This window comes from Nocardioides sp. CF8, from assembly GCF_000389985.1.
GTDB lineage: Bacteria > Actinomycetota > Actinomycetes > Propionibacteriales > Nocardioidaceae > Nocardioides > Nocardioides allogilvus.
In genome coordinates, this window is the sequence record NZ_CM001852.1 from 2133701 (window position 1) to 2147356 (window position 13656).

Sequence of the window (13656 nt, forward strand, 5' to 3'; positions counted from 1 at the left end):
GGGGGCAAGCGTCAGAGGCAGGAGTGTCCCTGTCAAGCCGCCGGGTGCGAGATCGGGATCCGCACCTCGAACACGGTGTGCCCCGGCTCGGGATGGATCACGATCTCGCCACCGTGCCGCTCGACGACGATGCGACGCGCGATGTCCAGGCCGAGACCGGTCCCCTGGCCGACGTCCTTCGTCGTGAAGAAGGCCTCGAAGGCACGCTCCGCGACGTCCGGGGCCAGCCCCGGTCCGGTGTCCCCGACCTCGACCACCACCTGGTCGCCGTCGCGGCGGGTCGCGACGTGCAGGACGCCGGTGTCCCCCATCGCGTCCAGCGCGTTGTCGACCAGGTTGGTCCACACCTGGTTGAGCTCTCCCGGGAACGCGTCCACCAGCGGGACGTCGTCGCCGTACACGCGGACCACCCGCACACCGTCGGGCACCTTGTGGCCGAGCATCACCAGCGTGCTGTCGATGCCCTCGGTGACCTGCGTGGGCTGGCGCGAACCGCGGTCCATCTGCGAGTAGGAACGGACTGCGGAGACCAGCTCGGAGACGCGCCGGGTCGACTCACGGATCTCGCCGAGCGTCGAGGACAGCGAGATGGTCGCCGACACCCAGCTCAGCCCGGCCCCGAGGGCCGGCCCGAGCAGGTCATCGGCGCGCTCGCACCACGCGACGTCGGCCCCCGCCGCGGCGAGCGGGGACGCGAGCTCCCACCCGCACTCGACCCCGCGTCGCTCCAGCCAGCGGTCGAGCAGGTCCTCGGTGTCGGCGAGGACGAGCGCGTCGGCAGAGTGCGGTCGTTCGTCGAGCTCGCGGCGCAGCAGGTCGAGGCCGGCGAACTGCTCGGCCGTGATCCGCAGCTGGGCGAGGTCGCCCAGCGAGGCCAGCAGCGACGTACTGTGCGCCTCCATGGCCGCGACGGCGCGCACCGCTGCCGCGGCCGGGTTGTTCAGCTCGTGCGCGAGGCCTGCGGCCATTCGGCCCAGGGTCACCAACGAGTCGCGCTGGCGTGCGGTCGCCTCGATGCGCCGCGCCGTACCGAAGATGCCGTTGACGATGTGGACACCGAACGGGAACCACTCGTCGAGGAGCGTGCGCAGGGCCGCCGAGGGCAGCCGGAACATCCGTCCCGGCTCGACCCCGCGGGCGGTCGCGAGATAGACGCCCTGCTCGTCCCACGCCCGGAACCCGCCGGCCCAGAGCCCGGCGCGGGCCATCCGACCGACCACGACGTCCTCGCGACCGACGTGTCGCACCAGCTCGATGGCGCCCTCGACCAGCACCCACCAGAAGTCGGCGTGCTCGCCCTCGCTGAACAGCTGGACGCCGTCGTCGATCGCGACCTCCTCACCGGCCGCGAGCAGCTCCGCCAGCTGTGCTTCGTCGAGCCCGTCGAAGAGCGGGATCGGGCGCAGCTCCTCCGCGCGCATCACGTCGTCCCGAGGTAGCGGTGGACGTGGTAGACCGACATCGCACCCTCGCCGACCGCCGACGCGACGCGCTTCATCGAGTCGAGCCGCACGTCTCCGGCGGCGAAGACGCCCGGGATGCTGGTCTCGAGGGAGTACGGCGCCCGCTCGAGCGGCCAGCCGGCGCCCACGTCCGGTCCGGTGACCACGAACCCGTGGCTGTCCCTCGTGACGCTCCCGCCCAGCCAGTCCGTGCGCGGCTCTGCACCGATGAAGACGAACAGCCAGCTGGCCGTCACGACCTCCGTGGCGCCGGTCGTGCGCTCGGCGATGGTCAGGCACTCGAGGTGCCGGTCACCGCCGACGGCCACGACCTCGCTGGAGAGGCGCACCTCGATGGTCTGCGCCTCCCGGATCCGGTCGACGAGGTACTGCGACATTCCGGCCTCGAGCGTCGGTCCGCGCACCAGCAGCACGACCCTCTTCGCGTGCTTGGCCAGGTTGAGCGCCGCCTGGCCGGCGGAGTTGGCGTCCCCGACGAGGTAGACGTCGTCGCCGGTGCACTGGGACGCCTCGGTGGCGTCGGCACCGTAGTAGACACCGCGACCGGTGAGGGCCTCGACGCCCTCGGCACCCAGCCGTCGGTAGGACACCCCGGTCGCCACGATCACGGACCGGGCCTCAATCTCGGCGGTCTGGCCGGCCTCCTCGTAGAGGACCACGCGCGCAGGCCCGCGCGCCTCCAGTCCGGCCACCTCGCGGGCGAGCACCAGCTCGGCGCCGAAGCGGGTGACCTGCGCCAGCGCGCGGTGCGTGAGGTCGGCGCCGCTGAGCCCGCGCGGGAAGCCGAGGTAGTTCTCGATCGCGGCACTCTGCCCGGCCTGCCCTCCGGGAGCCTCCCGCTCGACGATCACGGTGCTGAGGCCTTCGGAGGCGGCGTACACCGCAGCCGCGAGGCCGGCCGGGCCGGCGCCGACGATGCAGACGTCGTAGAGCTGTTGCTGCGCGGTGGTGCGCAGCCCGAGAGCCCGGGCGACCTCCAGCGGGTGCGGGCTGATGAGCGGTTCGCTGTCGGCGACGAGCACCATCGGAAGTGCGCCGGGGTCGAGGCCAGCGGCGGCGAGCAGCCGCTCCCCCTCCGGGTCGGTCTCGACGTCGAGCCACTTGTACGGCACGTGGTTGCGGGTCAGGAAGCGTCGGAGCTCGTGGGCACGCTCGGACCAGCGGTGACCGACGATGCGGACCGCGACCGTGCTCTCGGGGTTCTCGGCACGCCAGTCGGAGAGCAGGTCGTCGATGACCGGGTAGAGCCGATCCTCCGGCGGGTCCCACGGCTTGAGGAGGTAGTAGTCGAGGCCGATGTCGTTGATCGCCTGGATGGCGACGCCGGTGTCGGCATAGGCCGTGAGCAGGAGGTACTTCGCCGTGGCGGCGTGGGCGCGGGCCTGCCCCAGCAGCTCGATGCCCGTCATCTGCGGCATCCGCTGGTCGGCGGCGACCAGCGCCACCGGCTGGTTGCGCAGGCTCATCCGGGAGAGCAGGTCCAGCGCCTCCGCGCCGGAGGTCGCGCGCACGATGCGGTAGTCGCGGCCGTACCTGACGCGCAGGTCCCGGCTAATCGCGGCCGAGACGCCGACGTCGTCGTCGACGGTCAGGATCGCGGGCTTGACGGAGTCCATCACGGGGACGCTAGGACGAGTGCGGACCCCGCCGGCGAGGATGGGCCCGGCTTACCCAATCAGGGTGAGGATCTCGGCCCCGTCCTCGGTGATGGCGATCGTGTGCTCGCTGTGCGCCGTCCGGCAACCGGTCGCGCTGCGCAGGGTCCAGCCGTCGTGGTCGGTGACGAGCTCGGCGGTGTCGGCCATGACCCACGGCTCGAGCGCCAGCAGCAGCCCCGGACGCAGCGTGAAGCCGCGGCCCGGGCGCCCGGTGTTCGAGATGTGCGGGTCCTGGTGCATCGTCGAACCGATGCCGTGGCCGCCGAACTCGGTGTTGATCGGATAGCCCGCCTCCGTGAGGACCGTGCCGATGGCGTGGGACAGGTCGCCGATGCGAGCCCCCGGTCCGGCCGCGGCGATCCCCGCGGCCAGCGCGCGCTCGGTGGCCTCGATCATGGCGACGCTCTCCGGCGGCCTGGTCTCGCCCACGATGAAGCTGATGGCGGAGTCGGCGGCGATCCCGGCCTTGGACACGGCGAGGTCGAGGGTCAGCAGGTCGCCGTCGGCCAGGGCGTAGTCGTGGGGCAGGCCGTGGAGCACGGCGTCGTTGACCGCCGTACAGATGTAGTGGCCGAACGGCCCGCGGCCGAAGGACGGCGCGTAGTCGACGTAGCAGGACTCGGCCCCGGCCTCGGCGATCATGGCCTTCGTCCAGCGGTCGATGTCCAGCAGGTTGGTGCCGACCACGGCGCGGCTCCGCATGGTCCGCAGGATGTCGGCCACGAGGGCGCCCGACTCCCGGGCCAGGGCCACCCGGGCCGGATTCAGGATCTCGATCATGCGAGGACCACCTTTCCGCCGTCGACCTGCCAGCGCTGGTCGAGCTTCACGTTGGCGAGGAGCCGACGGTCGTGGGAGACGAGCAGGAGCGTGCCGTCGTACGACTCGAGAGCCTGTTCCAGCTGCTCGATCGCCGGCAGGTCGAGGTGGTTGGTGGGCTCGTCCAGGACGAGCAGGTTGACCCCGCGGGCCTGCAGGAGCGCCATCGCGGCGCGGGTGCGCTCGCCGGGCGAGAGCCGCTCGACGAGGCTGGCGACCTGGTCGGCCTTGAGCCCGAACTTCGCCAGCAGGGTGCGCACCTCAGCCGGGGTCATCGCGGGCACGACGGCCTCGAAGGCGTCACCGAGCGGCAGGTCCTCGGCCAGGGAGGTGCGGGCCTGGTCGATCTCGCCGATCGCGACGGTGGCGCCCAGGGAGGCGCGTCCCTCGTCCGGCTCGGTGTGGCCGAGCAGGAGCCGCAGCAACGTCGTCTTGCCGGCCCCGTTGGGCCCGGTGATCGCGATCCGGTCGCCGGCCGTGACCTGCAGGGAGACCGGGCCGAGCACGAAGTCGCCGAGCCGCTTCGTCGCGGCGTCGAGGGTCGCGACGACGCTCGAGGAGCGCGGCGCGGCGGCGATGTCGAACTGCAGCACCCACTCCTTGCGCGGCTCCTCGACCTCGTCGAGACGGGCGATCCGCGACTCCATCTGCCGGACCTTCTGGCCCTGCTTCTCCGACGACTCGGTCTGCGCCTTGCGGCGGATCTTGTCGTTGTCGGGCGACTTCTTCATCGCGTTGCGGACGCCCTGCGAGCTCCACTCGCGCTGGGTGCGCGCCCGGGACACGAGGTCGGCCTTCTTGTCGGCGAACTCCTCGTAGGCCTCGCGGGCGTGCCGCCGGGCGACGGCGCGCTCCTCGAGGAAGGCGTCGTAGCCACCGTCGTAGACCGCGACCTGCTGCTGGGCGAGGTCGAGCTCGACGATCCGGGTGACGCAGCGGGCCAGGAACTCGCGGTCGTGGGAGACGAGCACGACACCGGCGCGCAGGCCACGCACGAAGGACTCGAGGCGCTCGAGGCCGTCGAGGTCGAGGTCGTTGGTCGGTTCGTCGAGCAGCACGATGTCGAAGCGGCTGAGCAGCAGCGCCGCGAGGGCGACCCGCGCTGCCTGCCCGCCGGACAGCGAGGTCATCAGAGCGTCCGTGCCGACGCCCAGCCCGAGCTCGGCGAGGGTGGCGGGCGCCCGGTCCTCCAGGTCGGCCGCGCCGCTGGCCAGCCAGTGGTCGAGCGCGACCGCGTAGTTGTCACCCGCGTCGGGGTCGTCCGACTCCAGCGCCGCGGCTGTCTCCTCCATCGCGGCGGTCGCCGCGGCTGCGCCCGTACGGCGGGCAAGGTAGCCGCCCACGGTCTCCCCCGGCACGCGCTCGTGCTCCTGCGGGAGCGAGCCGACGAAGGCGTCAGCGGGCGCGGTGGACACCGTCCCGGCCATCGGCGTCGTCTCGCCGGCGAGCAGTCGCAGCAGGGTGGACTTGCCGGCGCCGTTGGCGCCCACCACGCCGACCACGTCGCCGGGCGCGACCGTCAGGTTCAAGGACTCGAAGAGGGTGCGGTGACCGTGGCCGCCGGCCAGGTCCTTCGCTATCAGGGTGCCACTCACCGACGCAGCCTAGCCGTGGCTCACCCGACGTCGATGCTGCCCTCGATCCGCGTCACGGCGTCGCCCGAGACCCAGACCTGCGTGCCGGCGGACTCGATGTGGACGCGCCCGTTGCGGCCGATGACCGACCCCTGCCGCGCGACATAGCTCTCGGGCAGGGCACCCGTCCCGATGAGCCACTGCGCGAGCGCGGCGTTGGCGCTGCCCGTGACCGGGTCCTCGCCGAAGTCGCGACCGTCGGCATAGAAGGCGCGCACCTCGACGTCGGCCCCGAGGTCGGCTGCGCTCGCGTCGTCCCACCGACCGACGATCGCGACCTTGAGGTCCGCGAAGGCCGCGACGTCGGGGACCACGTCGACGACCGCCCGGGCGGCGCCGAGGTCGACGCCCACCCAGCCCGGGCCGTTGTCGGTCCAGGCCATGTCGAGGACCGCGGACTCGTCGACGGCGAGCGCCTTGACGATGCGCGCCCGCAGCTCGGGCTCCACCTCACCCGAGCGTCGCAGCGGTGGCGCGACGAAGCCGAGGCGCGGCTCGCGGCGGACCTGGACGAGCCCGACACCGCACTCCTGCACGATCACGTCGCCCCGGGGCGAGCCGCCGGCCTCGAGCCACGCGTGGGCGCTGCCGATCGTCGGGTGTCCCGCGAAGGGCAGCTCGCCGCCCGTCGTCCAGATGCGCACGCGGTAGTCGGCTGCCGGGTCGGTCGGGGAGCACAGGAAGGTCGTCTCCGACAGGTTCGTCCATCGGGCGATCGCGGCCATCTGCGCGTCGCTCAGGTCGTCGGCGTCGTGGATGACGGCGAGCGGGTTGCCCAGCCACGGCTCGGCGGAGAAGACGTCGACCTGTCGGAAGGGCAGCATGTCGCCATCTCACCAGAGTGCTCACCCGTTTGCTTGGATGACGACATGACCAACTCGCTGCTGAGCCCGTCGACCCTGCCCTTCGCCCTCCCGGACTACGCCAACCTGTCGGACGCTGACTTCCGCGAGGCGATCGAGCGGGGCATGGCCGAGCACCTGGTCGAGCTGGACGCCGTGGCGCAGGACACCGAGCCCGCCACCGTCGCCAACGTCCTCGAGGCGTGGGAGCGCAGCGGCAGCCTGCTGACCCGGGCGATGAACGCCTTCTGGGTCGCCAAGGCCGCCGACACCAACGACGAGCGCGACGCGATCGAGGAGGACATCGCACCCAGGCTGGCCCAGCACGAGGACGCGATCCTGCTCAACGCGGGGCTCTACGCGCGGCTGACCCAGCTGCGCGCCCGCCGCGACAGCGGCGAGGTCACCCTGGACGCCCAGGAGACCCACCTGCTCGCCGAGCAGCTCAAGGACTTCGAGCGCGGCGGCATCGCGCTGCCCGAGGACGAGCAGGCGCGGCTGCGCGAGCTCAACACCGAGCTGGCGACGCTGGCGACGAAGTTCGACCAGCTGCTGGTCGCCGGCCGCAACGCCGCGGGTGTCCTGATCACCGACGAGGCCGAGCTCGACGGCCTCGACGACGGGGAGCGGGCCGGGGCGAAGGAGGCCGCCCAGGAGGTCGGCGAGGACGGCTGGCTGCTCACGATCACCAACACCACCGGCCAGCCCGTGCTCGCCTCCCTGCGCAACCGCGCCGTCCGCGAGCGCGTGTGGCGGGCCAGCGCCGAGCGCGGACTCGTCGCCGGCGACCACGACACCCGTGGAGTGCTCCTCACGATGGCCAAGCTCCGCGACGAGCGGGCGCGGCTCCTGGGCTACCCGCACCACGCGGCCTATGCCGCCGAGGACGGTTGCGCCGGCAGCACCGACGCCGTCAACGAGATCCTCGGCCGTCTCGGCCCCGCCGCCTACGACCTCGTCCGCGCCCGCGGCGAGCAGCTCCAGGCCCACCTCGAGGAGCTCGAGCCCGGCGCCACCCTCGAAGCCTGGGACTGGGCGTACGTCGACAGCCAGCTGCGGCACGAGGAGGCCGAGCTCGACCAGGGCGCACTGCGCCCCTACCTCGAGTTCGACCGGGTGCTGGAGCACGGGGTGCTCGCCGCCGCGACCGCGCTCTACGGCATCACCTTCCACCGGCGCGAGGACCTCGTCGGCTACACCGCGGACGCCCGCGTCTACGAGGTCCGCGAGGAGGACGGCGACCACCTCGGTGTCGTGGTCATCGACCCCTACACCCGCTCGACCAAGCAGGGCGGCGCGTGGATGACGAGCATCGTCGACCAGAGCGAGCTCCTGGGCGACTCCCCCGTCGTGACGAACACCTGCAACTTCCCGCCGCCGGCGCCCGGCAGCCCGAGCCTGCTCTCGTGGGACAACGTCATCACGCTCTTCCACGAGTTCGGACACGACCTGCACGGCCTGCTCTCCGACGTGCGGTTCCCGAGCCGCAGCGGCACGTCCGTGCCGCGGGACTTCGTCGAGTTCCCCAGCCAGGTCAACGAGATCTGGGCCCGCGAGCCCAGCCTGCTGGCGACCTACGCCCGCCACCACGAGACCGGCGAGCCGTTGCCCGACGAGATGCTCGCCCAGCTGCTGGAGACCTCGGGCAAGGAGACCTTCCGCTACGCCGAGCTGCTGGGCGCGATGATCCTCGACCAGGCTTGGTACCAGACCCCCGCGACCGACCTGCCCTCCGATCCCGAGGGCGTCGAGGCCTTCGAGCTCGCGGCGCTCGAGAAGGCCGGTGTCCACTACGCGCCGGTGCCGCCGCGCTACCGCTCGACCTACTTCCACCACATCTTCGGCGGCGGCTACTCCGCGGCCTACTACTCCTACCTCTGGTCGGAGATCATGGACGCCGACACCGTCGCGTGGTTCGAGGGCCGGGGCGGCATGACGCGCGAGGCCGGCGAGCACTTCCGCCGCACGCTGCTGGCGCCGGGCGGATCAGTCGACGCGATGGAGTCCTACCGCGCGTTCCGCGGCGGCGACCCGGACCTCGGCCACCTGCTGGAGCGGATCGGCTAGAAGGACCGGAGGCGGTGCCACGCCAGGCTCACACCGGCCCGCACCGACCGGGGCGCGGGCACCGCGTCGAGGAGCGGTGCGTGCTGGCGGGTCCAGTCGGGGTCGCTCGGCATCGGGCCTTCCAGCCCGATCCCGTGCACAGCGCGCTCCATCCCCTCCCGCACGGTGAGCAGTGCGTCGCCGGACGCCGGCACCCAGGTCGCGGACGGTCGACACACCATGTCGTGGCGCAGTGACGCCACGAGCGCGGTGACGGTCCAGAAGGGTGCGCGGACGAGACCCGCCGTCCCGGCCGCGACCAGCACGGTCGGTGCGAGCAGCACCGGCACCCGCACCCGCAGGAGCTGGGCGGCACGCGCGTGGGCGGCCAGGAGTCGCGGGTAGCGGATCACGTCGGGGCCGCCGATGTCGAGGGCTCCTGTCATGGGCGGGTCGCAGGTCAGTGCCTCGACGAGCGCACGCACGGCATCGGTGACCGCGATCGGCTGGACGCGCGAGCGCAGCCACGAGGGGACCGGCTGGACGACCAGCAGGGTGCTGAGCTGGCGGACCACCTCGAAGGACGTCGAGCCCGCGCCGATGATGACGCCGGCGCGCAGGGCCACGCTCGCGGCCGTCGAGCGCAACAGCTCCTCCTCGACCTCCAGCCGGGAGGCGATGTGGGCGGACAGTTCGGCGCGCGGGACGTCGGGGACAAGCCCGCTGAGGTAGACGAGCCGGGGTACCGAGGCCGCATCGACCCCGCGGCGTACGACCTCGGCACCGACCCGGTCCGGGCCCGCGAAACCCCTCCGGTCGAAGGAGTGCACGAGGTAGCAGACGGCGTCGACGTCGACGAGCGCCGCGTCCACGTCCGCACGCGACGTGACGTCGCAGCGCACCCAGTCGACCGACGCGCCCCAGTCGAACCGCTCCGGCGCGGGTTCCGACGACGAGGCCGCGACCACTGCGTGGCCCTCGTCGAGCAGGGCCGGGACCAGTCGTGAGCCGACATAGCCGGTGGCACCGAGCACGAGGATCCGCACGTCACTCCCCCAGGTGGCGCAGCATGTTGGCGGCGAACCGCTTGCCCATGGCCGCGACGACCCCGCCCATCACCGTCTCCACGGCGATCCGCGAGATCCTGGGCAGCGGCAGGTCGCACCAGACCTCGAGGTCGATCGCGACGTGCGTCCCGGAGCCGGCCGGCGTGAGGAGGTAGGTGCCCTCGACGCCGGTGCGTTCGTCGGTCTTCGCCGGGTCGTGCGCGAAGACGATGCGGGTCGGCTCCTCGAAGGTCATCACCTCGGTGAAGGTGGGCGTGATGGTCGCGCTCATCACCGGGATCCGGGTGAGGTGCCACGTCCAGCGGTCGCCGTCGACCTCGATGCGCTTGAGGTACGGCGTGAGCCGTGGGAGCAGCTCCGGGTCGGTCAGGACGTCCCACACCCGGTCGGGCGCGGAGCGCAGGTTTGCCTCGGAGCTGTTGTGCGCGCGGAAGCGGTTCACGCGACCGAGCCTAGGAGACCCCGTAAACCGGCTCCGGTGTCGCGCCCTCCGCGACCAGCTCGCGCATGGCCGCGCCGACCTCGGCCGCATCCCAGCGCCGGCCCAGGTCGCGGGAGGCGCCATGGCGCCAGCCGTCCTCGAGGGTGAGCTTCCCGCCCTCGATCTCGATGACCCGGCCGGTGAGCTCGCAGTCGGTCGAGGCCAGCCAGGCGACGACCGGCGAGTTGTCCTCGGGCTCGGGCAGCTTCGCCGCGAACACGCCCTCGGTCATCCGGGTCTTCGCGACCGGTGCGATCGCGTTGACCGCGACCCCGACGCGACCGAGCTCCGCCGCCGCGACCAGTGTGAGCCCCGCGATCCCGGCCTTGGCCGCTGAGTAGGCGGCCTGCCCGATCGAGCCCTGCAACCCGGCGCCCGAGGAGGTGTTGACGACGCGCGCGACGCGCTGGCGCCCGGCCTTCGACTCCAGCCGCCAGTACGCCGCGGCGTGCCGCAGCGGAGCGAAGTGCCCCTTCAGGTGGACCCGGATGACCGCGTCCCACTCGTCCTCGGTGGCGTTGACCAGCATCCGGTCGCGCACGAAGCCGGCGTTGTTGACCAGGACGTCGAGGCCGCCGAAGGTGTCGATCGCCTGCTGCACCATGGCCTCCGCCTGGGCGAAGTCCGCGACGTCCGCCGCGTTGGCCACGGCCTCGCCGCCGGCCTCGCGGATGAGCGCGACGACCTCGTCGGCCGGCGAGACGGCGTCGGAGGGCTTCTCGCCGGCCAGCGAGACGCCGAAGTCGTTGACCACGACCTTGGCGCCCTGGCGGGCGAGCTCCAGGGCGTGCGCGCGGCCGATGCCGCGGCCGGCTCCGGTGACGATCGCGATGCGGCCTTCAAGGAGGGTCATGAGGACTCCAAGCTGTTGACGTGGGTGGAGATGGGGGGTGCGCCCACCCTACCAAGCAATTGCTTGGTCGGGGTGCCGGTCCGTGTCCTCACCGTCGGGGCCAGCGTCGACCACCGCAGCGTCTAACCTCTGAGCGTGCTCATCTCCGACCAACGCCGGATGCTCTTCGTCCACATCCCGAAGACCGGCGGCGCCTCCGTGGAGCAGCTGCTCCGCGAGATGTGCCCGGACGCTCGCTCGGTCGGCAAGCAGCGGCACGCGCGGCTGCGCCGGATCCTCAAGCAGCACCCCGAGTTCGAGGGCTACTGGTCGTTCGGCTTCGTGCGCAACCCGTGGGCCCGGATGGTGTCGTGGTACTCCATGATCGAGACGTGGGACCGCCGCTGGGGCCCCGCCTCGGGCCGCCCCCAGGACGGCCAGTGGGGCTCGACGCGCGACGGCAACCCGCTGTGGCGCGCGGTCGCGGCGTACGCCGACTTCGACGAGTTCATCCTGCGTGGCACCGCCGAGATCGACCGGCTCGCGATGCCGCAGGTCGACTACCTCGTCGACGGGGACCAGCGCGCCGACTTCATCGGTCGCACCGAGTCGCTGGGCGAGGACATGGCGACCGTGCAGCGCGAGCTCGGGCTCCCGGTGACCGAGATCCCGCGCCGCAACACGACGTCGCACGGCTCCTACCGCGACTACTACACCCCGGCCGCGCGCGACCGGATCGGCGAGGTCTACGCGAAGGACGTCGAGGCCTTCGGCTACGACTTCTGAGCGTGCCCGGCCACGCTGCCACCAGCTGCTCAGAGCTAGGGTTCGCCTCGTGTCACGTCCGTCTGCGCTCGCTCTCGCCCTCCTGCTCGTCACCGGACTGACGGCGGGCTGCATGCCCGCCCGGGAGCAGGACCGCGTGCCCGGGCCGCCGGACTCGACCGCCGGTGTCACCGTCGGCGACCAGCCCAACATCGTGCTGATCACGTCCGACGACCAGACCAAGCTCGAGCTCAAGTGGATGCCGAAGACGAGGAAGCTGATCGGCCGGGCGGGCCTGACGTTCAAGAACATGATCGCGCCGCACCCCAACTGCTGCCCGGCGCGCGCCCAGATCCTCAGCGGCGGGTACGCCCACAACAACGGGGTCCGCACCAACTCCCCGCCGTGGGGCGGGCACGAGGGCTTCGACCCGACGACGGCCCTGCCGGTGTGGCTGCAGGCAGCCGGCTACAGCACTGCCTTCATCGGCAAGTACATGCACGGCTACGACGAGAACGACGGCATCGAGCCGGGCTGGGACCAGTGGAAGCCGATCGTCGGCACGCTGTCGGACTACCGCTCGTTCGTGCAGTACGACAACGGCACCCTCGTGCAGTTCGGCGAGACCGACTACTACACCGACGTCGTCGCGCAGCAGGCCGCCGCGGTCGTCACCGACTTCAGCGCGGCCGGTGAGCCGTTCTTCCTGTGGTCGAGCTTCATCGCGCCGCACGGCACCTGCCAGGGCAACACCGAGGCCGACTGCTCCGGGCCTCCCCCGGCCGCGGACCGGCACGCCGGCATCCTCGGCGACGTCGCACTGCCGTCGCTGTCCTCGCCCTCCTTCAACGAGCCGGACGTCAGCGACAAGCGCAAGGACGTCAAGGCGCAGCCGGGCGTGGACCCGGCCACCCAGCAGGCGCTGTTCACCCAGCGGCTGCGCACGCTCGCCGCGCTCGACGAGGCCGTCGCCGGCATCGTGGCTTCCCTCGAGGCCGCCGGCACGCTCGACGACACGGTCATCATGTTCACCAGCGACAACGGCTATCTCTTCGGTGAGCACCGACTGGTGGGCAAGAACGTGCCCTACGAGGAGTCCATCCGGGTGCCGCTCGTGATGCGCGGCCCCGGCATCCCCGCCGGCGAGCGACGCAGGCAGACCGTCGCGATGGTCGACCTCGCGCCCACCATCGCCGAGCTCGCGGACGCCGACCCGACGGTCGGCATCGACGGCCGCAGCCTGTTGGGGTACGCCGTCCACGACCGCCGCCAGCGCGACCGCGGACTGCTCCTGCAGGCCGGGTCGAAGGGCAAGGACGAGAAGACGGCCTGGCGCTGGCGCGGGGTCCGCACCAAGCGCTACACGCTCGTCCGCTGGCAGGGCCCGCGGTTCGTCGAGCTCTACGACCGCACCACCGACCCCCTCCAGCTGACCAACGTCGCGCTGGACCCGGCCTACCGCAAGGTCCGTCGCGTGCTGGCCGGCTACCTCGACACCCTCGAGGACTGCGCCGAGGCGAAGTGCCGGACGCTGGTGCCGGAGCTGCCGGCTCCCAAGCCCCTCGTCTAGAGCCGCTCGATGATGGTCACGTTGGCCTGACCGCCGCCCTCGCACATCGTCTGCAGGCCGTAGCGGCCACCGGTGCGCTCCAGCTCGTTGAGCATCGTCGTCATCAGCCGGGTGCCGGTCGCACCGATCGGGTGGCCGAGCGCGATCCCACCCCCGTTGACGTTGACCTTGTCGTGCGGGACGTCGAGCTCCTTCATCCACGCCAGCACGACGCTGGCGAAGGCCTCGTTGCACTCGAACAGGTCGATGTCCTCGATGCCCAGGCCCGACTTGGCCAGCGCGTGCCGGGTGGCCGTGATCGGGCCGGTGAGCATCCAGATCGGGTCGTCGCCGCGGACCGACAGGTGGTGGATGCGAGCGCGCGGGGTGAGTCCGTGCTCGGCCACCGCCCGCTCGGAGGCGATCAGCATCGCCGAGGAGGCGTCACAGATCTGGCTGGCGACGGCGGCGGTGATCCGGCCGCCGGGGGCGAGCGGCTG

General features: G+C 72.2%; 11 protein-coding genes and 1 pseudogene. 3 read left to right on the forward strand and 9 right to left on the reverse strand.

Translation table 11 applies throughout. The features are described from left to right. Positions 1-32: 32 nt before the first annotated feature. From CF8_RS10450 to CF8_RS10470, 5 genes are read right to left on the reverse strand one after another with little or no spacing between them, the layout of a single operon-like run. A complete protein-coding gene (locus CF8_RS10450) occupies positions 33-1421 on the reverse strand; it encodes a sensor histidine kinase (protein WP_036490718.1) in 1389 nt (462 codons plus the stop codon). Then, a complete protein-coding gene (locus CF8_RS10455; RefSeq protein ID WP_010833087.1) occupies positions 1421-3079 on the reverse strand; it encodes an FAD-dependent oxidoreductase in 1659 nt (552 codons plus the stop codon). Before CF8_RS10455 ends, CF8_RS10450 begins: the two co-directional genes overlap by 1 nt. A 51-nt stretch (positions 3080-3130) precedes the next feature. Further along, the gene (map, locus tag CF8_RS10460; protein WP_010833088.1) at positions 3131-3901 is read right to left on the reverse strand and encodes a type I methionyl aminopeptidase; all 771 of its coding nucleotides are present in this window, start codon (positions 3899-3901) and stop codon (positions 3131-3133) included. Then, a complete protein-coding gene (gene abc-f, locus CF8_RS10465) occupies positions 3898-5535 on the reverse strand; it encodes a ribosomal protection-like ABC-F family protein (protein WP_010833089.1) in 1638 nt (545 codons plus the stop codon). Before abc-f ends, map begins: the two co-directional genes overlap by 4 nt. A gap of 20 nt (positions 5536-5555) precedes the next feature. Then, positions 5556-6398: a PhzF family phenazine biosynthesis protein gene (locus CF8_RS10470; protein WP_010833090.1), complete on the reverse strand. Its 843-nt coding sequence runs from the start codon at positions 6396-6398 to the stop codon at positions 5556-5558. 45 nt (positions 6399-6443) lie between these two features. On the opposite strand from CF8_RS10470, the gene CF8_RS10475 reads away from it, so the two are divergent. Continuing rightward, positions 6444-8483 carry a M3 family metallopeptidase gene (locus CF8_RS10475; RefSeq protein ID WP_036490720.1) on the forward strand — a complete coding sequence of 680 codons (2040 nt, stop codon included), beginning with the start codon at positions 6444-6446 and terminating at the stop codon, positions 8481-8483. Here the strand turns inward: CF8_RS10475 and CF8_RS10480 are convergent. Genes CF8_RS10480 through CF8_RS10490 form a run of 3 tightly spaced genes read right to left on the reverse strand, consistent with a single transcriptional unit; the run spans position 8480 to position 10863 of the window. Beyond that, positions 8480-9508 (reverse strand): NAD(P)H-binding protein, encoded by a 1029-nt coding sequence (locus CF8_RS10480; RefSeq protein ID WP_010833092.1) that lies wholly within the window; start codon positions 9506-9508, stop codon positions 8480-8482. The two genes, CF8_RS10475 and CF8_RS10480, sit on opposite strands and share 4 nt — an antisense overlap. A gap of 1 nt (position 9509) precedes the next feature. Beyond that, a complete protein-coding gene (locus tag CF8_RS10485; protein ID WP_010833093.1) occupies positions 9510-9971 on the reverse strand; it encodes an SRPBCC family protein in 462 nt (153 codons plus the stop codon). 10 nt (positions 9972-9981) lie between these two features. Then, on the reverse strand, positions 9982-10863 hold the full coding sequence (locus tag CF8_RS10490) for an SDR family oxidoreductase (protein WP_010833094.1): 882 nt from the start codon (positions 10861-10863) through the stop codon (positions 9982-9984). Between the two features lie 135 nt (positions 10864-10998). On the opposite strand from CF8_RS10490, the gene CF8_RS10495 reads away from it, so the two are divergent. Then, positions 10999-11628, forward strand: coding sequence for a sulfotransferase family 2 domain-containing protein (locus CF8_RS10495; RefSeq protein WP_010833095.1), 630 nt, complete (start codon positions 10999-11001; stop codon positions 11626-11628). 49 nt (positions 11629-11677) lie between these two features. Beyond that, positions 11678-13177, forward strand: coding sequence for a sulfatase family protein (locus CF8_RS10500; RefSeq protein ID WP_010833096.1), 1500 nt, complete (start codon positions 11678-11680; stop codon positions 13175-13177). On the opposite strand, the pseudogene CF8_RS23105 reads toward CF8_RS10500, so the two are convergent. After that, a pseudogene (locus CF8_RS23105) lies at positions 13174-13656 on the reverse strand (acetyl-CoA C-acetyltransferase); the annotation flags it as partial. The gene CF8_RS10500 and the pseudogene CF8_RS23105 overlap by 4 nt on opposite strands.

Excerpts from the sequence above, each read along its gene's own strand:
- CF8_RS10450 (WP_036490718.1), bottom strand. The coding sequence starts at position 1,421 with ATGCGCGCGGAGGAGCTGCGCCCGATCCCGCTCTTCGACGGGCTCGAC.
- CF8_RS10455 (WP_010833087.1), bottom strand. The coding sequence starts at position 3,079 with ATGGACTCCGTCAAGCCCGCGATCCTGACCGTCGACGACGACGTCGGC.
- map (WP_010833088.1), bottom strand. The coding sequence starts at position 3,901 with ATGATCGAGATCCTGAATCCGGCCCGGGTGGCCCTGGCCCGGGAGTCG.
- CF8_RS10470 (WP_010833090.1), bottom strand. The coding sequence starts at position 6,398 with ATGCTGCCCTTCCGACAGGTCGACGTCTTCTCCGCCGAGCCGTGGCTG.
- CF8_RS10475 (WP_036490720.1), top strand. The coding sequence starts at position 6,444 with ATGACCAACTCGCTGCTGAGCCCGTCGACCCTGCCCTTCGCCCTCCCG.
- CF8_RS10490 (WP_010833094.1), bottom strand. The coding sequence starts at position 10,863 with ATGACCCTCCTTGAAGGCCGCATCGCGATCGTCACCGGAGCCGGCCGC.